The 21,182-nt window shown below is 70.1% G+C and carries 20 protein-coding genes; 12 read left to right on the top strand and 8 right to left on the bottom strand.

What is annotated here, in order from left to right:
• The first annotated feature begins 375 nt into the window (after window positions 1–375).
• From KXC43_RS30110 to KXC43_RS30100, 3 genes are all read left to right on the top strand, one after another.
• Window positions 376–1,422: a pirin family protein gene (locus tag KXC43_RS30110; protein ID WP_221379568.1), complete on the top strand. Its 1,047-nt coding sequence runs from the start codon at window positions 376–378 to the stop codon at window positions 1,420–1,422.
• Between the two features lie 334 nt (window positions 1,423–1,756).
• Window positions 1,757–2,194, top strand: a complete 438-nt coding sequence (locus tag KXC43_RS30105) for a hypothetical protein (RefSeq protein WP_221379567.1) — start codon at window positions 1,757–1,759, stop codon at window positions 2,192–2,194.
• 69 nt (window positions 2,195–2,263) lie between these two features.
• Window positions 2,264–3,793, top strand: a complete 1,530-nt coding sequence (locus KXC43_RS30100) for a dolichyl-phosphate-mannose--protein mannosyltransferase (RefSeq protein ID WP_221379566.1) — start codon at window positions 2,264–2,266, stop codon at window positions 3,791–3,793.
• Here KXC43_RS30100 and KXC43_RS30095 read toward each other — a convergent pair.
• Window positions 3,790–4,386 (bottom strand): CGNR zinc finger domain-containing protein, encoded by a 597-nt coding sequence (locus tag KXC43_RS30095; protein WP_221379565.1) that lies wholly within the window; start codon window positions 4,384–4,386, stop codon window positions 3,790–3,792. The two genes, KXC43_RS30100 and KXC43_RS30095, sit on opposite strands and share 4 nt — an antisense overlap.
• Window positions 4,387–4,483: 97 nt before the next feature.
• On the opposite strand from KXC43_RS30095, the gene KXC43_RS30090 reads away from it, so the two are divergent.
• Complete coding sequence (locus tag KXC43_RS30090) at window positions 4,484–4,678, top strand: hypothetical protein (RefSeq protein ID WP_221379564.1); 195 nt, start codon at window positions 4,484–4,486, stop codon at window positions 4,676–4,678.
• Between the two features lie 3 nt (window positions 4,679–4,681).
• Here KXC43_RS30090 and KXC43_RS30085 read toward each other — a convergent pair whose 3' ends face one another.
• The 4 genes from KXC43_RS30085 to KXC43_RS30070 all read right to left on the bottom strand — a co-directional run bounded on the left by KXC43_RS30085 (window position 4,682) and on the right by KXC43_RS30070 (window position 9,367).
• Window positions 4,682–5,086, bottom strand: coding sequence for a pyridoxamine 5'-phosphate oxidase family protein (locus KXC43_RS30085; RefSeq protein WP_221379563.1), 405 nt, complete (start codon window positions 5,084–5,086; stop codon window positions 4,682–4,684).
• 24 nt (window positions 5,087–5,110) lie between these two features.
• Window positions 5,111–6,523 carry a DUF2252 domain-containing protein gene (locus KXC43_RS30080; protein WP_221379562.1) on the bottom strand — a complete coding sequence of 471 codons (1,413 nt, stop codon included), beginning with the start codon at window positions 6,521–6,523 and terminating at the stop codon, window positions 5,111–5,113.
• Between the two features lie 71 nt (window positions 6,524–6,594).
• On the bottom strand, window positions 6,595–7,836 hold the full coding sequence (locus KXC43_RS30075; RefSeq protein ID WP_221379561.1) for a DUF1501 domain-containing protein: 1,242 nt from the start codon (window positions 7,834–7,836) through the stop codon (window positions 6,595–6,597).
• Window positions 7,837–7,840: 4 nt separating this feature from the next.
• Window positions 7,841–9,367, bottom strand: a complete 1,527-nt coding sequence (locus tag KXC43_RS30070) for a DUF1800 domain-containing protein (protein WP_221379560.1) — start codon at window positions 9,365–9,367, stop codon at window positions 7,841–7,843.
• A 115-nt stretch (window positions 9,368–9,482) separates the two neighbouring features.
• Between KXC43_RS30070 and KXC43_RS30065 the strand changes: the two genes are divergently transcribed.
• The gene (locus KXC43_RS30065; RefSeq protein ID WP_221379559.1) at window positions 9,483–10,526 is read left to right on the top strand and encodes an ROK family protein; all 1,044 of its coding nucleotides are present in this window, start codon (window positions 9,483–9,485) and stop codon (window positions 10,524–10,526) included.
• A 160-nt stretch (window positions 10,527–10,686) separates the two neighbouring features.
• Window positions 10,687–12,672, top strand: a complete 1,986-nt coding sequence (locus KXC43_RS30060) for a PPC domain-containing protein (RefSeq protein WP_221379558.1) — start codon at window positions 10,687–10,689, stop codon at window positions 12,670–12,672.
• A gap of 159 nt (window positions 12,673–12,831) precedes the next feature.
• On the opposite strand, the gene KXC43_RS30055 is transcribed toward KXC43_RS30060, so the two are convergent.
• Window positions 12,832–13,164, bottom strand: a complete 333-nt coding sequence (locus KXC43_RS30055) for an STAS domain-containing protein (protein WP_221379557.1) — start codon at window positions 13,162–13,164, stop codon at window positions 12,832–12,834.
• Window positions 13,165–13,301: 137 nt separating this feature from the next.
• On the opposite strand from KXC43_RS30055, the gene KXC43_RS30050 reads away from it, so the two are divergent.
• Window positions 13,302–13,775: a peroxiredoxin gene (locus tag KXC43_RS30050; protein ID WP_255645071.1), complete on the top strand. Its 474-nt coding sequence runs from the start codon at window positions 13,302–13,304 to the stop codon at window positions 13,773–13,775.
• A gap of 102 nt (window positions 13,776–13,877) precedes the next feature.
• On the opposite strand, the gene zwf is transcribed toward KXC43_RS30050, so the two are convergent.
• A complete protein-coding gene (gene zwf, locus KXC43_RS30045; protein WP_221379556.1) occupies window positions 13,878–15,371 on the bottom strand; it encodes a glucose-6-phosphate dehydrogenase in 1,494 nt (497 codons plus the stop codon).
• Window positions 15,372–15,541: 170 nt separating this feature from the next.
• Here zwf and KXC43_RS30040 point away from each other — a divergent pair, with 170 nt between their 5' ends.
• Complete coding sequence (locus KXC43_RS30040; RefSeq protein ID WP_308129315.1) at window positions 15,542–16,465, top strand: exopolyphosphatase; 924 nt, start codon at window positions 15,542–15,544, stop codon at window positions 16,463–16,465.
• A 164-nt stretch (window positions 16,466–16,629) separates the two neighbouring features.
• Here the strand turns inward: KXC43_RS30040 and KXC43_RS30035 are convergent, their stop codons facing one another.
• Window positions 16,630–17,451 (bottom strand): DUF1775 domain-containing protein, encoded by an 822-nt coding sequence (locus KXC43_RS30035; protein ID WP_221379554.1) that lies wholly within the window; start codon window positions 17,449–17,451, stop codon window positions 16,630–16,632.
• An 80-nt stretch (window positions 17,452–17,531) separates the two neighbouring features.
• Here KXC43_RS30035 and KXC43_RS30030 point away from each other — a divergent pair, with 80 nt between their 5' ends.
• The 4 genes from KXC43_RS30030 to KXC43_RS30015 all read left to right on the top strand — a co-directional run bounded on the left by KXC43_RS30030 (window position 17,532) and on the right by KXC43_RS30015 (window position 21,177).
• Window positions 17,532–17,744 (top strand): RNA-binding S4 domain-containing protein, encoded by a 213-nt coding sequence (locus KXC43_RS30030; protein WP_221379553.1) that lies wholly within the window; start codon window positions 17,532–17,534, stop codon window positions 17,742–17,744.
• Window positions 17,745–17,901: 157 nt separating this feature from the next.
• On the top strand, window positions 17,902–19,266 hold the full coding sequence (locus KXC43_RS30025; RefSeq protein WP_221379552.1) for an ABC transporter substrate-binding protein: 1,365 nt from the start codon (window positions 17,902–17,904) through the stop codon (window positions 19,264–19,266).
• 70 nt (window positions 19,267–19,336) lie between these two features.
• Window positions 19,337–20,296: a carbohydrate ABC transporter permease gene (locus KXC43_RS30020; RefSeq protein WP_221379551.1), complete on the top strand. Its 960-nt coding sequence runs from the start codon at window positions 19,337–19,339 to the stop codon at window positions 20,294–20,296.
• The gene (locus KXC43_RS30015) at window positions 20,293–21,177 is read left to right on the top strand and encodes a carbohydrate ABC transporter permease (protein ID WP_255645069.1); all 885 of its coding nucleotides are present in this window, start codon (window positions 20,293–20,295) and stop codon (window positions 21,175–21,177) included. The genes KXC43_RS30020 and KXC43_RS30015 overlap by 4 nt, the downstream gene beginning before the upstream one ends.
• Window positions 21,178–21,182 lie beyond the last annotated feature (5 nt).

Below are 21,182 nucleotides of genomic sequence, written 5' to 3'. Positions count from 1 at the left end.
GGGAGTGTCACGGTGGATGAGCGCCCGGGACGACGACGTCCCGGGTGGAGCACACGACACCGACCGAAAGGAGCGGATCATGCCGCGCCTGGACCTCGGCGCCGTTCGCGCCACCTGGCGGGTGGCTCTGCGCCGCCTCGACGCCTGGACGCTCGAGACCCTCAACTCCCCGGCCGGCGGCCGTCGCCCCCGTCTCTGAAGGCCGCCGCCGCGCATCAGCTACGCGAACGCTCACACCGTCCTGCCCCCCCCATGCCGGTGTGAGGTCGTGCCTGCGCGGTAGTGCCGGGACCAGAAACGGCGGCGGGGTAGCTCCCCGCCGCCGTTTCGCCACCCCCATTGTTTTGTCACACCCGGCGGGTAGCGTCCCGCGGTATGAGTAGCTTCGAAGCAGATCCCGAGGTCGGCCTCACCGCGCCGGCCGCCATGGAACTGCTCGAGGGCGCTCCCGTGGCACTCGGCGGCCCGCGCGGCTTCGCCGTCACCCGCACGCTGCCCAACCGACGGCGCCGCATGGTCGGCGCGTGGTGCTTCCTCGACGCTTACGGCCCGCACGATCTCGGCGACTCCGAGGGCATGCGCGTCGGCCCGCATCCCCACACCGGCCTGCAGACGGTCACCTGGCTGCTCGCCGGCGAGGTGCTGCACCGCGACAGCCTGGGCAATCTTCAAGAGATCCGCCCGGGCCGGCTCAACCTGATGACCGCCGGCCGCGGCATCTCCCACTCGGAGGAGACGCCGCGCGAGCACTCTCCGGTGCTGCACGGCGTCCAGCTCTGGGTCGCCCTGCCCCACGCCGCACGCGACCAGCCGCCGTCCTTCGCCCACCACGCCGATCTCCCCGTGGTCCACATCGGCGGCGCCGGCGCGAAAGGGGTTGAGGCCGCAGAAGTCGGCGGGGCCGGCGGGAGCGGGGCGGCATTCGGCGGCGGGGTCGGTGAGAGCCGGAGCGGCGTCACCGCTACGGTCCTGATGGGCACGTTCGCCGGCGCCACCTCGCCTGCGCGCTGCTACACCCCGCTGGTCGGCGCAGAGCTCGCCCTGGCCCCGTCGGCCCAGGTCGAGCTGCCCTTGAGACCCGATTTCGAGTACGCACTGCTTGCGCTCGACGGCGCCCCCAGTGTCGACGACGCCACATTGAAGCCGGGGCCGCTCCTCTACCTGGGCGCCGGCCGCACTTCCGTCACGGTCGCCACCGAGTCGTCGTCCCGGCTGCTCCTGCTGGGCGGCCAGCCGTTCGAGGAACGACTGGTCATGTGGTGGAACTTCGTCGCCCGCGACCACGACGAGATCGTCCAGATGCGGGCCGACTGGGCCGACCACACGCCCCGCTTCGGTGAGGTGCGCGGCTACGACGGCCCACCCCTGCCGGCGCCGCCCATGCCCATCTCCCGCCTGGTGCCCCGCAGCCGCGTCCGCTGACCCCCACGCCCGCCCTGCCGCGCCCGGCGGAGCGGCCGGCCGCGCCCGGCGGAGCGGCCGGCCACGGCCCGCGGAGCGTTGCGGAGCATCCGGCCGCGTTCGCTGACCGCGCCTACGGTGTCGTGTTTTCGCACGTGACGCACCACGGGTGCGTTGTGCGGGGCAATCGGGTTGACGGTGGTGCCGGTGCGACGGATGGTCGAGGTACGGCCGGACGCGCCGAGAACCGAACGCCGACGCACGCCGATGCGAAGGCGGACCTGCGGCCGTGTCCGCCGCCGCACGAGAGGCCGTCGCGCAAAGCATGAGTGGACGCCGTTGGCAGGGAGCATCAGTGGACGTCTGGGACGTGGGAAAGCTCGCCCTGATCGTGGCTACGCCGACACTGCTCGGCGCGGTCGTGGTCTTCGCGCCGAAGTGGTGCGGCGCCATCGCCGATCGGTGGGAGGCGGCCCGGCCCCAGCCGCCGCAGCCGTTCGGGCCGCCGATCGAGCAGCTGGCCGCCGACCTGCGCCGCCTGCTCCGGTTGCACAGTGAGCTCACCGCGTCGGCCCACCTCGCGATGCGCGCCCACCGCCTGTGGGCGGTCGAGGCGGCGATCAGCACCCGGGGCATCGAGGCGGCGAAGGCCCTGGGCGTCGATCATCCCGAGCTGGGCCCGCACGAGGCTCTCTCCCGCAATCAGCTCCACGACCTTCTGATGCGGCTGGCCGCCGCCGGGCTCGTGCTTCCGGCCCGGGTCGGCCCCTTCACCTCGGACGGCCGGATCTGACGGGAACGGGAACGGCTCGGTGAAGATGCCAAGGCTTCACTTCTTTCCGGCAGGCCCTACGATCCCGGGGTGACTACAGCGGCGACGGCAGAGACCGAGCTGAATTCTGAACCGCCGGCGGAGCCGGGCGTGCCGGACGTCGTCCGGCGGCGGCTGGCGACGCTCGAGAACTGGCTCAACCCGTACTCGTGGCTGGTCACCGCGATCATCACGGCCATCGCGGCCGTCCTGCGGCTGAACGGGCTGGGCGACGCCAAGGGCTACATCTTCGACGAGGTGTACTACCCGACCGACGCGTGGGACATGCTCACGCACGGTGTCGAGTGGGACGCCGAGAAGACCAACGGCCCGGCGTACGTGGTGCATCCTCCGCTGGGCAAGTGGCTGATCGCGCTGGGCGAGATGGTCTTCGGGAACAACGAGTGGGGCTGGCGCGTCCCGACGGCGATCGCCGGCACGCTGATGGTGATGATCCTGATCCGGGTCGCGTACCGGCTGTTCCATTCGATCGTGCTGGCCGGCACGGCCGGGCTGCTGCTGACGCTGGACGGCTTCCAGCTGGTGCTCTCGCGGGTGTCGCTGCTCGACATCTTCCTCGGCCTGTTCGTCCTGGCCGCGTTCGCCGCGGTCCTGCTCGACCGCGACCACTACCGGCGCAACCTGCTGCGCCGGATCGAGTCCGGCCGGAAGCGGTGGATCGTCCCGTGGTGGCTGCTGACCGCGGGCGCGCTGTTCGGGCTGGCCTGCGGCGTGAAGTGGAGCGCACTGTTCTTCCTGCCGTTCTTCGGCGCGCTGGTGCTCGTCTGGCGGGTGCGGGCGCGGCAGTCGGCGGGTCTGCGCGGCCCGATCCTGGCCGACCTGGGCTGGGGCGCGCTCAGCGTCGTGCTGACCTTCATCTTCTACCTGGCCACCTGGACGGGCTGGTTCGTCACCAACACCGGCTATTTCCGGCACTTCCGTGAGGCGAACGGCCTGAGCGAGCCGCCGGTGCTGGGCGCCCTGCTCAACCTCCTGCACTATCACCAGGAGGCGTACTCGTTCCACAGCGGACTGACCTCGAAGCATCCGTACCAGTCCTGGCCCTGGCAGTGGCTGTTGATCGGCCGCCCGGTCAACTTCTACTGGCCCGGCGCGACCGACTGCGGCGCTCCCAGCTGCGCGCGCCAGATCATCCTGCTCGGCACGCCGATCCTGTGGTGGTCCTTCCTGCCCGCCCTGGCCGCGCTGATCTGGTTCGGCCTGGCCCGGCGCGACTGGCGGGCCTGGGCCATCCTCGTCCCGGTGGCGGCCGGCCTGCTCCCGTGGTTCTACTACGCGATCAAGGACGGCCGGACGATGTTCTCGTTCTACGTCCTGCCGGCGCTGCCGTTCCTGATCCTCGCCGTCGTGTACGTCCTGGGCGCGATCATGACCCCGCCCGACGGCATAACCCAGGGCAAGGCCCGATCGGATCGCCAGCTCATAGGCACAGTCGCCGTCGGCATGTACGTCGCCGTGGTGGCTCTCTGTTTCGCGTATTTCTTCCCGATCTTCGTGGGCCTTTCCATCCCGTACGAGGATTGGAGCGCCCGCATGTGGCTGGGCAGCCGCTGGATCTAGCGCCCGCCCCGGCGCCGGGTGGCCTGGCGTTTCACCTTTGCCTCGACGCCGCAGCCGTCCATCGTGCACCACCGGCGGCTCCGGTTCTTGCTGGTGTCGAGGAACAGCCCGACGCAGCCGGCTTCGGCCGCGCACACCTTGATCCGGTCGAGCGGCCCGCCGGTGAGCAGGCGCACGGCGTCGACGGCGATCGGCCACCAGGCGCGGTCCGGGTCGTCGCCCTCGAACTGCCAGGTGAACGCGCCGGCGCCGTCGGGGGCGAGACGGGCCGCCGCCGTCGACTCGGCGTAGCGCTGCCGCACCTCGTCGAGCGCGGCGTCGGGCGCCGGCCGGCCCTGGCCGATGGCGCGGAACACCTGGAAGACCGCTTCGCGCAGGCTCAGCGCGGTGCGTAGCGTCGCCGGCGCGTCGTGCCGGTCCAGCCGTTCGGCGTCCGCGGTGTCGATCAGCCCGATGTACGCCGACCAGGCAGCCAGTTCGGCGTAGGTCGGCAGGTAGTCCACCGGCTGTTCGGTGCCCCGGCCGTCGACCGTGTTGGCGAAGTCGAGGCTGGCGGCGCCGCCGAAGACATCCAGGGACTCGAACGCGTGCATTGATTCCACCAAAAAGTGTTTGACTCGCATCAGGCGGGTTACCTATGCTTCTAGTCAAAGCAGTTTAGCCCGCATCACGCGAAGGGAAAGATCTCCGATGCTGGAACTCGGCTACGTCCCGCTCGTGACCGCCGTCAACACCGACCACATGCGCTCCGCCCTGCCGGGCAGCCCCGTGATCCCCGAGGTTCCGCCCGGCCGCGCCCGCCTGCTGGTGGCGGCGGCGCTCCACCGTCTGGCCTCGCGCCTCGACCGCGGCGCCCCCGCGTATCGCACCCGCCCGGCCACCTGACAGCTACGCTGTGAAACGGCTCGAACCCAGGATCTTCGTGACCGTGATCTCGATGGCCACGCGTGCCGGGTTGGGGCGCGGCGTCCGGTAGCGCGCGGCGTAACGCTCGACGGCCTCGGCCACCGCGCCGGGGTCGTCGCGGACGACGGCGAGACCCTCCACGGTGGCCCAGCGCGGGCCCTCGACCTGGCAGATCGCCACCCGCTGCTGGCCGGCCCGGACGTGCCGCACGTGGGCCGAGGTGGACGACGAGATCACCCGGGCCAGCCCGGCCGCCGGGTCGAGGGTGGCGCCCACGGCGACCACGTGCGGCGACCCGTCGGCGCGCAGGGTGGTCAGCGTGCACAGGTGCCGCTCGGTCCAGAACTCCAGCAGCGACGGGTTGTCCAGATTCACGCGACCACTCATGTGATCATCATGCGCGTCCGGGACTCAGGCGCGCTCGGCGGGGAGGACGCCCTGGCGCACGGCCCGGGCGAGTTCGGCGTGGTCGCTCTCGACCTGGTCGGCGTACACGCGGGCGAAGCGGCACAGGGCGTCGGCCAGCTTGGTGCTGCTGCCGATGTAACCGGCGATCATCGAGGCGCCGCTGGTGCGGGCGTGCGACTTGGCCAGCAGGTAGCCGCAGATGCCCGCGTAGTCGCCCAGCGCCGGCGCGTCGATGCCCTCGACGACGATCGCGCCCTTCATGTCGCGGAACTGGCGCACGTAGAACTGCAGGTCGCCGACCGTGGCCCAGCCGAGCAACGGGTCCGACACCGTCTGCAGCGCCTGCTGGTACTCCACCACCCGCTGGCCCTGGTGGCGGTGCCAGGCCGCATCGCCGTGCTGATGGTGCGCGACGACCGAGCGCCGGGCCTGCTTGAGCTGCAGGAAGACGACGTCGGAGGGGCTGGATCCCTCACACAGCGCCACGTACGCCCGCAACCCCACCGACCCCACGCCGACCACCTTGTGCGCGATGTCGACGATCCGGTAGCCGGCCAGGATGCGCGCCCAGTGCGGCGGCAACGTGTTCAGGTAGCCGTCGAGGGCCTCGGTCAGCAGCTCTCGTTCCCCGTCGCTGGGCCGCGTGATCAGCGGCGGCTCCTCGACCAGCCGGGCCGTGCCGTCGCGCCGTTCGGTGAAGCGGGGGAGGGCCCGGTCGCTGGTGCGGCGGCGGGCCCGGCGGGCGGCCCGGTCGATCTCGGCCCGGAAGCTGGGCCGCGAGGCTGCCGAGCGCAGCCGGTCGACGTCCATCTGGGCGAACGAGCGGGCCAGCAGCGGCTGCTCGGCCAGGTGCTGGATCTGCAGCTGGTACTCCTCGACGCAGTGCTGCACGGCGTCGGCGCAGGCGCTCTCCTTGAAACCGTTCTGCCGGCCGGCCACGTACACGCTGACCACGAGCCGGCGCAGGTCCCACTCCCACGCGCCGGGGTGGGCCTCGTCGAAGTCGTTGAGGTCGAACACCAGCTCGCGCTCGGGCGAGGCGTAGAAGCCGAAGTTGCCCAGGTGGGCGTCGCCGCAGATCACCGGGGTGATGCCGGTGGCGGGCAGGGTGGCGAAGTCGTCGGCCATCACGTTGGCCGAACCCCGCAGGTACGCGTACGGCGAGGCGATCATCCGGCCCACCCGGACCGGCACGAGCCAGGGCTGCCGTCCCGCGTTGGCCCGGATGATCTGGGTGACCGGGTCGACCCGGCCGTCCGGCGCCGACCAGTGCGCCACGTCGGAGCGGTGCGCCCGTTCCCGCAGCGACCGGCCCAGCTCGTAGCGCTCGGCGCGGGGCCGGGCGGGAAGCCGCAGGGACGCGAAGCCCTCGTCGATCGCGGTCTCGAGGACGACATGACCGGTAGCAGGTTCCATCGGGGCCAACCCTAAGCCAGAGAGACCTCAATTACCTCTCGCCGGGGTTAACGGTCGTTCAACACAGGGTGTCAGCGCGCGGTCACCAGGCCGAACGTCGAAGGCGCGACCGACGGGAACACCTCCGCGAGCGACCCCAGCCCGCAGCGCTTCTGCAGGACTTCCCCGATCACGGACCGGTAATCGGTCGTCACCGCCAGGTCGCCTGCCACGAGCGCGGCCGGGGCCAGGCCGGGCCACTTCGCGTACACCTGACCGCCCTTGACCCCGCCGCCCAGCAGCAGCATCGCGTTGCCGTGCCCGTGGTCGGCGCCGCGCGAGCCGTTCTCCTGCACGCGGCGGCCGAACTCGCTGATCGTCAGCAGGGTCACCGAGTTCATGCCGTCGGGACCGAGGTCGGCCGCGAACGCCGCCAGGGCCAGCGCCAGGTCGGTCAGGTTGTCGTACATCCGCTGGCCCTTGACCGCCGCGCCGAGCCCCTCGTGCATGTCCCAGTCGCCGCAGTCGACCGCGGCGGTGGCCAGGCCCACCTCGGCCTTGATCAGCCGGGCCACGTCGCGCAGGGCCGCGCCCAGTTCGGTCGCCGGGTAGGTCGCCCCGTTGGCCGGCGTGTAGGAGGACGCGCGTACGGCGGCGCTGGCGGTCAGCGCCTTGTCGGCTGCCAGGGCGGGCGCTGCCTGCGGCGCCGGCGCGTCGGCGTACATGGCGCGGAGAGCCGCCGCGCGCGGGCGAGCGGAGGAATCGCCGGCCAGCGTGAACTTGTCGATCCCGGCCATCGACACCGACGGCGCCGGACCGGCGAACAGGCGGTCGGGCATGGCGGCCCCGACCGACACCCCGGCCAGCGCCCCGGAGGCGCCGGTCGCGCCCAGCATGCGTCCCAGCCAGCCCGTGCGCAGCGAGGTGCCGGGGGCGGCGTTCTCCATCGCCTCCATCGCGGCGAAGTGCGAGCGGGTCGGGTTGGACTGGCCGACCGCGTGCACGCCGGCCAGCTTGCCGCTCTTCCACAGCGGCAGCAGAGGCGCGAGTGCCGGGTGCAGGCCGAAGCTGCCGTCACCGGCTATGACCTGAGCCTTGGGCACGCCGATCGCCGGCCGCGCCTTGTAGTAGTCGGGGTCGCCGATCGGGGCCAGCGCCGACAGCCCGTCGAAGCCGCCGTGCAGCGACAGCACGACCAGCGTGTCACCGGTGTGGCCGGGCGCCGCGTACGCGAGCTGGGTCGACACCCCGGCGCCGGCCAGCCCGGTCAGAGCGGCCGCGCCGAGCAGACCGCGTCGGCTCAGCTGCTTCTCACCGCAGTCAAAAAGGGACATGACATCACCTCAGCTGGAAGGACGGCGCGTCGAGGACCAGCGCGATCAGGTACGGCGCGTGGCCGGCGAGCGACTTGTCGGTTGCGGTCAGAGGACTGGTCGGCAGCTTGCCCGCGACGCTGAGCACGGCGGCCGTGTGCGCGGCCGGGAGCTTGGCGCCGATCAGCCGTACGGCCAAGGCGTCGACCAGCGCGCCGTAGGTGCCCGGCCGCACCGGGACCAGCGACTTCAGCAGGTCGGCGGGACGGGTGAGCTGCGAGGGGTACCAGCCGGCGGCCAGGTTGAGGTGGTTGTTGCAGCGCATCAGGAACCCGGACGGCGAGGCCCAGGCCGCGGCCACGTCGGGGAAGCCGTTGGGCGGGCTCCACCGGAACGGCGCGTTGCCCGCGTTGACCAGGCCGTTGTAGAGGGCGTCGAGGGCCTTGACGCCCGCGGGCTCCGGTCCCAGACCGAGCGTCCGGATCGTCGCGATCAGGTCCTCGAACGGCGTGCGCGTCTTCTGTCCGATCGCCGCCGCGAACTCGGGCGAGGTGAACAGGGCCTTCAGGACGGGCTTGATCGCCGTGTCGTTGTCCAGGTAGACCTTGGCGAGCGTGCTGACCAGCGACGCCGGCGCCTGGTCGGCCACGAAACGCTGGCACAGCTTGGTGGCCAGGCGCTGCGCGGTGGCCGGGTGCCGGGCCAGGTGGTCGGCGAAGGCCAGAGCGGCCGGCTCGCCGACGGCGGTGGTGGCGTTGGCGTGCTTGAACCCGAGGATCTCCACGGCGCCCGTGATGTGGCGGGAACCGTCGTATACGTACGCGCCATTGCTGTTGACGGTGAGACCGGTGAGCAGCCGGGCCGCCGCGTAGACGTCCTGCTCGCTGTAGACGAGGCCGACCGTGTGCAGCTCCATCAGCTCACGTGCGTAGTTCTCGTTGGGGTGGGCCTTGGTCGACGAGCGGTTGTCGAGGTAGGTCAGCATCGCCGGGTGCTTCATCGACGCCTTGAGCATGTCGGCGAACTTGCCGAACGCGTGCTTGCGGATGACCTGGACGTCGTAGTCCGAGCGGCTGTCCCACACCCCGCTGGAGGGCGCGGCGATGTGCAGGTGGTTGGCCCAGAACGCGACCGTGACCTCGAACAGCTGCCGGTTGCTCCACGCGGCGCGGGCCACGGCGGCCCGGCCCAGCTGCTTGAACGCGTCGTACGAGTTCTTGGCGATCGACGAGCGCACGGTCGCGATGCTCGCGTCGGCCAGCGGCAGCCGGGCCACCAGCTTGTCGCAGGCGGCGTCCTCGATCGCCGTGTGGTTGAGCTGCCGGTCGAGCCAGCCGGCCACGCCGAGCTTGGCCGCCTCGGCCAGCGTAGCGGGGGTCGGGCCGAACGTGGCCCGGCGCAGCAGGTGCGCGATCGGGTCGGCCGCGACCAGCCTGGCCGGGTCGAGGGCGGCCGGGGCGGCCGTCGCGGCGGGAGCGGCGACGGCGGTGCCCACGGCGGTGGCGACAGCGGTGGCGGCACCGGCGGCGAGAAGCGTGCGTCGGGTCGTCATGCCAGATCCTTCGACCTGTCCGGGCCGGTCCGTCGCGGCTGCAACCGTGACTAACGGACCCGCAATCCGCTCGCACCCGTACCGCCGGGGCGAAGTCGGACGTACGCTCACCGGTGTGGATCAGGCTGAATCGGTTCGGACCCCCGCCTCCTGGGTCGTCGTCGGTCTCGACAACGGCGGCACCTGCAACAACGCCACGGTGCTGGACGCCACGGGGCGATATCTGGTCGACAATCTGGTCGAGAATCCGAGCCTGGTCACCGACGGTCCGGAATCGGCGATCGAGCAGCTGGCCGACGCCTTCCACAACATCCTCGAGCTGACCAGCACGCCGCTGACCCTGGTCCGCGCGGTCGGGCTCGACACGCCCGGCCCGGCCAGCGCCAAGGGCGTCATCTCGTCCAAGGGCGCGACGAACTTCAGCATGGTGTCGTGGCACGGCTTCGACATCCGCAGCGCGCTCGAGGCCCGCATCGGCCTGCCCGTCTTCTATCTGAACGACGCCAACGCGGCCGCGCTCTACGCGCACCACCAGCTCTTCGGGGCCGAGGCGATGACCAAGTCGTCGGTCGCGGCGATCGTCGGCACCGGCCTGGGCGGCGGGGTGGTCTCCGACGGCAAGGTCGTCAGCGGCGCGGCCGGCATGGCGGGCGAGCTCGGCCACGTGCAGATCCCGCTGCACGGCGTGCTCGAGGTCGGTCAGCCGGTGCCCGAGTGCAACTGCGGGTTCACCGGCGACGTCGAGAGCATCGCCTCGCTGACCGGCATCAAGAAAAACCTGCTGCCGTACTGGCTGACCCGGTTCCCCGACCACCCGCTCGCCGCGCTGCCGCTGCCGCAGGCGGCCAAGCAACTGCGGTCGTACGGGGAAAAGGAGGACCCGCTGGCGCTGGCGGTGTTCGGGCAGCAGGCCAAGGCGATCGGCAAGCTCTTCACCATCGCCGCCAATTTCACCGACCCCGACGCCTATCTGCTGGGCGGCGGCGTCGTCGAGGCCTCGCCGAAGTTCCGGCAGTGGTTCCTCAACACGGTCCGCGAGAGCACCGAGCTGCGCGCCGAGCAGCAGGCCGCCGCGACCTTCGCCCTGGTCGCCGACCTCGACATGGCCGGCGCACGCGGCGCCGCCGTAGCCGCCCTCGAGGCTGTCCAGTCCGTCTGACCACCGCTCGTCGATAAGCCGCCCCGGCCGAGTCCGAGGCGGCTTTTCGACACCTGTGTTTCGCACTATCGACATATGTAGATATCGACGATCTTCTTCAGTAACGTCGACCTCGCCGTCTTCGGCCGGGGGGCCGTCGACGAGCTGAAGGGGGAATTTGATGCGACGAAGCATCGCGACCGTCTCCGTGGCGGTTCTCGGCCTCGCGTTGATCACGCCAGGGGCCGCGCAGGCGGGACCGCACGCGCTCGCGCCGTCCGCGCCGTCCGGCGACAAACTGAGCCCGGCCGACAAAGCTTCGCTCGAAGCCGGCGTGGGTATCGCGCCCAAGGCGCCGTACGGGTCCAAGCCGAAGGGCCCGAACCCGTACCTGGCCGAGGTGGCCGATCCGGCCAAGGTGGACTACTCGGGCTGGGCCAACTACATGAAGACCCAGTCCAAGGCCAAGGCCGCCGCGCGCGACAAGGCAGCCGGCGTGAAGGCGCAGGCGGCGGTCAAGCCCGCGGTCGCGGTCGACGAGGACGAGTTGCCGGGCACCTCCGGCGGCAACGACGTCCCGGTCAACGCTCAGCGGATCAACGGCTACGGCACCGGCGCCGACCAGTTCCCGAACATCCGGATCCTGGGCAGCCTGGACAACGAGGTCGTCAGCACCCCGACCGTCGCCCCGGCGCCCGAGGACAACGGCTCGATCCCGCTGGCCGGCCCGACCGGGATCGGCGTCGGCACCCAGAGCGGCGCGGCCATCAGCTCGCAGATCGGCGACGGCCCGCACGGGCGGCAGACCGGCGACGGCAGCAACGACTTCGACTTCTACAAGCTCAGCGCGCCGGCCGGCAAGGTGCTGACCATCTCGACGGCGACCCCGACCGGGCCGCTGGACACCGTCCTGCAGCTGTTCGCGCCGGACGGCACCCTGCTCGCGGTCAACGACGACTTCTCGGGCATCGACAGCCGGATCGTCTACCGGGTGACCACGGCCGGCGACTTCTACCTGGCAGTCGCCGCGTACGGCGGCCTGCCCGCCGACCCGTTCGACTCGGGCAGCGGCGGCGGCATCGGCGACCCGACCCCGCCCACCGAGGGCCCGTACAACCTGACCCTCACCTCGGGCGGGGTGGACGAGGACTTCTTCGCGGTCAAGCTGCGCGCCGGCGACGTCATCGGCGGTTCGGTGTCCGGTTCGGCGACCTACCTGACCGTCTACGACACCGTGCCGCGCGAGGTGCACGGCTCGCGTCAGGACGTGTCGTACATCTACCCGGTCGACTCGCCGCTGCCCGCGGGTGGCAACGCCGTCACCGACTACGTCGCGACGAAGGCCGGCTGGCACTACGTGGGTGTCGCCAGTGGTTCCGGCGCCTACCAGATCACGGTCGAGGCGTACCGCCCGGTGCTTCAGGGCGCGAAGCCGCAGCAGACGCTGTATCTGGACTTCGACGGCGCCCGGGTGAACACCGGGGTCTTCGGCGGGGGCGGCAACCGTGACCTCACGGCGCTGCCCGCGTTCCTGACGAGCTGGGGCCTGACCCGGGCCGACGAGGACGCGCTGATCGACCTGGTGGTCGCCGGTGTCACCGAGAACATCAAGCACGACCTGGAGGAGAGCGGCCTCAACCCGAAGTTCAAGGTCAAGGTCACCAACAGCAAGGACAACGCCGACACCTGGGGCAAGGCGAACGTCAGCCGGGTCGTGGTCGGCGGCACCATCGAGGAGTCCGGCGTCGACACGATCGGCATCGCGCAGAGCATCGACCCCGGTAACTTCGAGACCGAGGAGACCGCCCTGGTGCTGCTGGACGTGCTGAGCTCGCCCGCGGGTTCGACGCCGGCGTCGCTCAACACGTACCTGACCAGCGACAGTGACCGGCTGAAGTTCGTCGCGCAGGCCCTGGCCAATGTGATCTCGCACGAGGCCGGCCACTTCTTCGGCGACTTCCACACCGACAACCAGGACGCGCTGCCCAACCTGATGGACGCGGGCGGCGCCGGCTTCGGCACGCTCTTCGGCGTCGGACCGGACGGCGTCGGCGGCACCGCGGACGACATCGACGTCGACTTCGGTGAGAGCCTGTTCCTGCCCGCCGAGGGCTTCGTCGGCACCGAGGACACCCTCGGGCGCATCGTCTTCGGCCTGACCAGCTAGGTCAGCGAGGAGCGCGTTGCCGCGCGGGCGAGTTCGGCCTTCGGGCGATGTCGGCGAAGCCGCCATCGTTCGCAGGCCGAACTCGTTCGCGTCCAGCGGCGCACGCGCGATCGAGCGAATCAGGTCAGCACACGCGCGACCGAGCGCAGGCGCTCGGCCTCAGTCCTTCAGGGCCGTTTCCACGTCGGGGAACAGGGCCAGGTATTCGGTCAGGCCCAGCGTGTCGAACAGCCGGCGCAGGAAGCCCGACGGCCCGGCCAGCCGCACCCAGCCGTCGCGTTCGGTGGCACGACCGTGCGCGGTGACCAGAACGCCGACACCCATCGAGTCGCAGAAGTCGAGCCCGGCCACGTCCACCACGACCCGGGGAGCGGGCCGGTCGACGAGGCGGGCGAGATTCGCCTTGAGAACGGGCGCGGTGTCGATGTCGAGGGAACCTCGCAGCACCAGCACGGCCGTGTTCGGCGGGTGGTGCGCGACCGAGACCTGCATGGCGGTGTCGCTTTCGGTGGATATCTGCGGGGGGCGGGTGGTGCTGAATCGATCGAAGGGACGGGGGTCGGTGGCCCCCAGCCTAGGCGAGCCGGGCCACGATGGCCGAATCCGCTACTGAGCGGTAAGTTTTCCCGATGAGCATCAAACCGGGTGACGTCGTCGACGATTTCGAGCTTCCCGACCAGGACGGCACGCCGCGCCGGCTGAGCGCGCTGCTCGCCGACGGCCCGGTGGTGCTGTTCTTCTATCCGGCCGCCATGAGCAGTGGCTGCACGGCCGAGGCCTGCAACTTCCGCGACCTGGCGGCCGAGTTCCGCGAGGCCGGCGCTCAACGGGTCGGCATCAGCCGCGACCCGGTCGAGAAGCAGAAGCAGTTCTCGGACAAGCACGGCTTCGACTACCCGTTGCTCAGCGACCCGGACTACACCGTCGCGTCGGCGCTCGGTGTCAAGCGCAAGCTGCCGCTGGGCCCGCTCACCTCGAAGCGGATGACCTTCGTGATCGACACCGACCGCACGGTGCTGGACGTGATCCACGCCGAAATGAACATGGACGACCACGCTGAGCTTGCTTTGGCGTCGCTCCGCTCGCCGAGAACTTCGCCCTGAGGGGTCGATGCCGAGGACACCGAAAACGGCCTCGGCTACGCCTAGCCGTTTTCGGCGCCCTCGACATCGACGGGCGAAGTTCGAGGTAGTTGCTCTTGACGCCTAGATGCTGTTCTTCCAGGCGCGGCCGCTGCGGCCGATCAGGCGGTCGGCGTCGGCGGGACCCCACGAGGCGGCCTCGTAGGTCGGGATCGGCGAGTTGTCCGAGGCCCAGTGCTCGATGATCGGGTCGACGATCCGCCACGAGTGCTCGACCTCGTCGCTGCGGATGAACAGCGTCGGGTCGCCGAGCAGCGCGTCGAGCAGCAGACGCTCGTACGCCTCGGGGGATTCCTCGGCGAACGTCTGCTCGTACGAGAAGTCCATCGACGCGGTGCGCACCCGGAACGAGTGGCCCGGCACCTTGGCCCCGAAGCGCAGCGAGATGCCCTCGTTGGGCTGGATGCGCAGGATCAGCGCGTCGGCCTCGAGCCCGGTCAGCTGGTCCTGCGGGATGGGCAGGTGCGGCGGCCGCTGGAACTGCAGGGCCACCTCGGTCACCCGGGCCGGCAGGCGCTTTCCCGTACGCACATAGAACGGCACACCGGCCCAGCGCCAGTTGTCGACGTTGAGCCGCATGGCCGCGTACGTCTCGGTCCGCGACAGCGGGTCGACGCCCACCTCTTCGCGGTAGCCGGCCATCAGGTCGTCCCGGGTGCCGCCGCGCGTGTACTGCCCGCGGACGGCCAGGTCGGCGATGTCGCGGTTGGTGGGCAGCCGGATCGCCTGCAGCAGCTTCACCTTCTCGTTGCGCAGACCCTCGGCCTCGAACGACGCCGGCGGCTCCATGAGCGCGAGCGCGAGAACCTGCAGCACGTGGTTCTGCACGATGTCGCGCATGGCGCCCGCGTGCTCGTAGAAGCCGCCGCGGGTGCCGACGCCGAGAGTCTCGGCCACCGTGATCTGCACGTGGTCGACCCAGGAACGGTCCCAGATGGGCTGGAAGATCGAGTTGGCGAAGCGCAGCGCGAGCACGTTCTGCACGGTGTCTTTGCCGAGGTAGTGGTCGATCCGGAACACCTGGGACTCGTCGAACGAGCCGTGCACGACGGCGTCGAGCTCGCGGGCGCTGGGCAGGTCGCGGCCGTACGGCTTCTCGATCACCAGCCGCGCGAAGGAGCCCTCGCGCGGGTGGTTGAGACCGGCGCCGGCCAGCCCGTTGATCACCGGCTCGAACGCCTCGGCCGGGGTGGACAGGTAGAACAGGCGGTTGCCGGCAGTGCCCCGCTCGGCGTCGAGCCCGTCGAGGGTCTCGGCCAGCCGCTTGTACGTGTCGGGGTCGTCGTAGCCGCCCGAGACGTACCGGATTCCGCCCTGGAGCTGCGATTTGTCGAGCAGGCTGCGGCCGCCGAGCGCGCTGTCCGCGAACTGCTCGTCGCCCATCGGGGTGCGGGCTACGCCGACCAGGGCGAACTGGCTGGGCAGGCGATTGTGCCGGGCGAGGCTCTCCACGGCCGGGAGGAGCTTGCGCCGGGTCAGGTCGCCCGAGGCGCCGAAGATCACCAGCGTGGCGGGTGGGGCGCTGCGCTCCTGAATGAGCTGAGGGGCGTTGTCCATGGTTATTACGTGTCCTCCGACCGTTGGGACCGTCCGGCAAAACTCTACGCAGGGCCGAGCCGGAAAGGTTCACTTCCATCCCCGGATGCGACCCGGGATACACCGGCAAAAGTGGCAAACTGGGGTGTATCGCTGTGCGCACCCTAGGGGGACCCGTGAAGTATCGGCTCGTGACCCGTAGCGACTTCGACGGCTTGGTCTGCGCCGTGCTGCTGCGCCACCTCGACATGATCGGTGACATCAAGTTCGTCCACCCCAAGGACGTGCAGGACGGGGAGGTCGAGGTGACCGAGAACGACATCCTCACGAACCTGCCGTACGCGCCGGGGGCGTACATGGTCTTCGACCACCACCACTCCGAGACGCTGCGCAACGAGGGCAATCTCAGCAACCACGTCATCGACGCCGACGCGCCCTCCGCGGCCCGGGTGATCTACGAGTACTACGGGGGCCGGGAGCGCTTCCCCGAGGTCTCCAACGGCCTCATGTACGCGGTCGACCAGGCCGACTCGGCCGATTACGCCCTCGACGACATCCTCGACCCCCAGGGCTGGACCCTGCTGAACTTCCTGATGGACAGCCGTACCGGGCTGGGGCGTTTCCGCGATTTCCGGATCTCCAACTACCAGCTGATGATGCAGCTCATCGACGCTTGCATTCAGCACAACGACGTCCGCGAGATCCTCTCCCAGCCCGACGTGGCCGAGCGGGCGGAGCTGTACCGGGCGCAGCACGATCTCTTCGTCGAGCAGCTGAAGCGGGTCAGTCGCGTCGACGGCGACGTCGTCGTGGTCGACCTGCGCGAGGAAGAGGTGATCCACGCCGGGAACCGCTTCATGGTGTACGCGATGTTCCCCGAGGCGCGGGTCTCGGTCCACGTGATCTGGGGGCGGCAGAAGCTGAACACCGTTTTCGCCTGCGGAAAATCGATCCTCGACCGCACCTCGCCGGTGGATGTGGGCGAGGTGATGCTGCGCTACGGCGGGGGCGGTCACATCGCGGCCGGCACCTGCCAGGTGCCGCACGATCAAGCTGAACGGGTTGAGCGGGAGATCGTCGACGCGCTGCGCTCACCCCGGCCGGTGTCGGTGTAGGCGGACGGTGTCGGCGGAGATACTCGAGGGGCGGAAGAAGTGAATCCTCCGCCCCTCGTCCGCGGGTCACGCGCCATGCCCAATGGCTCCACCCGCACGTCGTGCGCCGCGCCCCACGCGCGCCATCACGACGGTGTCCCGCGTCCACCATCGCGGGAGTCCTGTCAGCCCTTGTAGGCCCACTTGCTGTTGCCGTTGCCCGCGGTCACGGGCTCTTTCTCCTCAGCCGCGGGTTCGTCGGCGGTCTCGTCGTCGGCCGGCTCGGGCTCCTCGGCGCGGTGCCGGTTGCGCAGCATCATCACCAGGCCGCCGGCCAGCGCCAGGGCGGCGACGACCCAGCCCGCGTACGACCAGATCGAGGAGCCGCGGTCGGCCTCCTCGATGGCCTGCTTGAACAGCTGCTCCTCGCCGCTGGCGGCCGACCCGCCGGTGGCGCCGCCGTGCGAGTGGGCCGCTGCGGCCAGGCCGCCGGTGGGGTCCGGGGTCAGCTTCAACGCGGCCGGGGGCATCGCCGGGCCGGGCTTGCCGTCGGCGTAGGTGGTGGCAACGTCCAACTGGACGGTGCTCAGCTGCGGCAGCGGGCCGACAGCCACCGTGAGATCGGCGCTCTTGCCGGGAGCCAGGTCCTTGCCGGGCATGGCGAGCCAGGTGATCGACGCGGCGACCTCGGTCGTCTCGTTGTCGCCGTGCAGCGTTTTCAGCGGCGTCGAGATCGTCCGCATCTTGATGCTCGGCGCCCAGTCCTCGACCGACAGCGGATAGGCCTCGGCCAGGGGCGTGTCGTCGCGGAACTTGAGCGTGATCCGGCGAACCGGTGCGGCGCCGTCGTTCGTGACGCGCAGGGTCACGTTCTGCCCGCTGCCCTGGTAGGCCGTCGTCGGCGACACGACCGTCGCGTCGGCCAGGGCCGGTGTGGCGACGAGCGCGCCGAGGACGGCTGCGGCTACCGGGATGCCCGCGCGGCGGGCCAGCTGAGAGTGCCTCACGGGGGGTAGTTCGGATCACAAGCGGCAAAGGTTCAAAGCCCCGCGGAAATCTTTCCGGCCGGTTGCCGGATGATGGCGGGATGCGTGACGTGCCGATCGACGGCGACATGATCAGACTCGGACAGTTCCTCAAGCTGGCCGACCTCATCGACACGGGCGGCGAGGGCAAGGTCCTCATCGCGTCCGGGGACGTTTCGGTCAACGGCGAGGTGGACACCCGTCGCGGACGCCAGTTGCACCCCGGCGATGTCGTCGAGGTTCTCGGCAACCAGGCCCGGGTCGTTGCCGATTAGGACGGTCGCCGCCGGATCATCGATGCCCGTATGTCCCACCCACCGTGACGAATGGTTGACATCCTGTCGATCTCAGGCATGTACTGAGGCCCGGATGTTACCGGCGTCACAGCATGGGTAGTGCCGCTGGACCAGCAAGCCTCGCTGGGGAGGCCCCATGTCACGCAGGCACATGCGCGCCGCGCTCGCCGCCGCCACCGCACTCGTGCTCACCCTCACCGGGTGCGCCGGCTGGGGCGGCGGGCCGGGGGGTGGCGGACCGAACAGCATCAACGTCCTGATGGTCAACAACCCGCAGATGATCGATCTGCAGCGGCTCACCGCGGACAACTTCACCAGACAGACCGGCATCAACGTCAACTTCACGGTGCTGCCGGAGAACGACGTCCGGGACAAGATCAGCCAGGAGTTCTCCAGCCAGGCCGGGCAGTACGACGTCGCCTCGCTCAGCAACTTCGAGATCCCCATCTACGCCAAGTCGAAGTGGATCGCGCCGCTGGACGACTACGTCGCCGCCGATCAGCAGTTCGACCAGGGCGACATCCTCGCCCCGATGACCCAGTCGCTGACCGCCGACGACGGCAAGCTCTACGGCGAGCCGTTCTACGGTGAGTCGTCGTTCCTGATGTACCGCAAGGACGTGCTGGAGTCGAACAACGTCCGGATGCCCGAGAAGCCCACCTGGCAGCAGGTCGCCGACATCGCCGCCCAGGTCGACAACAAACAGCCCGGCATGCGCGGCATCTGCCTGCGCGGACAGCCCGGCTGGGGCCAGATCTTCGCGCCGCTCACCACGGTCGTGAACACCTTCGGCGGCACCTGGTTCGAGCAGGACTGGACGCCCAAGGTGGACGGCCCGGAGTTCACCGAGGCCACCAAGTTCTACGTCGACCTGGTGCGTTCGCACGGCGAGAACGGCGCCCCGCAGGCCGGCTTCACCGAGTGCCTGAACAACCTCATCCAGGGCAACGTGGCGATGTGGTACGACGCGACCAGCGCCGCGGGCTCGCTCGAGGCCGACGACTCGCCGGTCAAGGGCAAGATCGGGTACGCCCCGGCGCCCGTCGTGAAGACCGACAGCTCGGGCTGGCTGTACGCGTGGTCCTGGAGCATCCAGCAGGCCAGCGACAACAAGGACAACGCCTGGAAGTTCATCTCGTGGGCGTCCAGCAAGCAGTACGAGGAGCTGGTCGGCCAGCAGGTCGGCTGGTCCAGCGTGCCGGCCGGCAAGCGGGCCTCGACGTACGAGAACGAGGACTACCTCAGTGTCGCGTCGTCGTTCGCCGAGCCCACCCGGGCCGCGATCGAGGCCGCCGACCCGCGCGACCCCGGCGTGCAGCCCCGGCCTGCCATCGGCATCCAGTTCATCGACATCCCCGAGTTCACCGACCTCGGCACCCAGGTGTCGCAGTACGTGAGCTCGGCGATCGCCGGCCAGATGAGCGTCGACGAAGCCCTGGAACGCGGCCAGCGCCTGGCCGAGGACGTCGCCGAGCGCTACCAGTCCCGCGAGGAGGGCTAGGCATGACTGACTGCACCGGAGTCAGCGAAGCGCCTGTAGGGCCAGGAAGGCATGCCACGGGAGGCCCAGGATGACATCGGTCGCCGAACAGGCCGGGACGCAGACTGACGCTCCCCAACCGGCGCCGGGAGCCGCCCGGCGGGCATCCGCCTGGGCCCGCCGCGCCCCGCTGCTGCCCGCGCTCATCTTCATGATCGTGGTGACCCAACTGCCCTTCCTGGCCACCCTGGTCATCTCGTTCATGGACTGGAACGCTTACTACCCTTCCGAGCGCGGCTTCGCCGGGTTCGACAACTTCGTGCGGGTCTTCACCGACGTCAACATGCGCGACGCGGTGTGGACGACGATCCTGCTCACCGCGGGCGTCGTGCTGATCAGCCTCGTTCTCGGGCTCGGGATCGCTCTTCTGCTCGACCGCAAGTTCCGCGGCCGCGGCGCGGTGCGCACCATGATGATCGCGCCGTTCCTGGTCGTGCCGGTGGCCGCGGCGCTGATCTGGAAGCACGCCCTCTACAACCCCGAATACGGCCTGTTCAACGGCGCGCTCACCTGGATCTGGGGCCTGTTCGGCTCGGACAACCCGCCGCAGCCCGACTGGATCAGCAACATGCCGCTGTGGGCGGTGATCTTCTCGCTGGTCTGGCAGTGGACGCCGTTCATGATGCTGATCCTGCTGGCCGGTCTGCAGGGCCGCCCGCTCGACGTGATCGAGGCGGCGCGCATCGACGGCGCCAACAACTGGCAGATCTTCCGCAGCATGACGCTGCCGCACCTGCGGCAGTACCTCGAACTGGGCGCGCTGCTCGGCTCGATCTACATCGTGCAGAACTTCGACGCGGTCTTCACGATCACGTCCGGCGGCCTCGGCACGGCGAACCTGCCGTACACGATCTACCAGATCTTCTATCAGGCCCACGACTACGGGCGGGCGTCCGCGGCCGCCGTGGTGGTCGTGATCGGCACCATCATCATCGCGACGTTCGCCCTGCGTACGGTCTCGTCGCTCTTCAAGCAGGAGGCCGGCCGATGAGCATCACCGACACCGCACCGGTTCCGGCCGCCCACGACGAACGCGGCCGCCCGGTCAAGAAGCGCCGCGAGGGCGCGAACGTCTGGCTGTCCCTGCTCGCCTGGATCGTCGGCATCCTGTTCGTGCTGCCCGTCGTCTGGATGGTCCTGACCTCGTTCCACTCCGAGGCCAACGCGGCCACCAACCCGCCCTCGGTCTTCGCCCCGCTGACCCTGGAGGGCTACCGCGAGTTCTTCTCCGGAGGCGCCAGCCCGTGGCCGCCGCTGCTCAACTCGTTGACCGCGAGCGTCATCTCGACCCTGATCGTGCTGCTGCTGTCGCTGCCCGCCGCCTACGCGCTGAGCATCAAGCCGGTCAAGAAGTGGACCGACGTCCTGTTCTTCTTCCTGTCCACCAAGATGCTCCCGGTCGTGGCGGGCCTGCTGCCGTTGTACCTGTTCGCCCAGAACACCGGCCTGCTCGACAACATCTGGCTGCTCATCCTCTTCTACACCTCGATGAACCTGCCCATCGCCGTGTGGATGATGCGCTCGTTCCTGTCCGAGGTGCCCGTCGAGATGCTCGAGGCCGCCCAGATGGACGGGGCCAACCTGACCAAGACCCTGCGCTCGGTCATCGCTCCCGTCGTCACCCCCGGCATCGCCGCCACCGCGCTGATCTGCTTCATCTTCAGCTGGAACGAGCTCCTGTTCGCCCGCGTGCTCACGGCCACGGTCGCGGAGACGGCCCCCGTCTTCCTGACCAGCTTCGTCACCAGCCAGGGCCTGTTCCTGGCCCAGCTCTGCGCGGCCGCCTTCGTGGTCAGCCTGCCCGTCCTGGTCGCCGGTTTCGCCGCCCAGGACAAGCTGGTGCAGGGGCTGTCCCTGGGCTCGGTGAAGTAAGAGCG

Source organism: Paractinoplanes polyasparticus (assembly GCF_019710575.1).
GTDB lineage: Bacteria > Actinomycetota > Actinomycetes > Mycobacteriales > Micromonosporaceae > Actinoplanes > Actinoplanes polyasparticus.
Note: the sequence above shows the minus strand (reverse complement) of the source record. Positions and strands in the feature narration are given on the sequence as shown.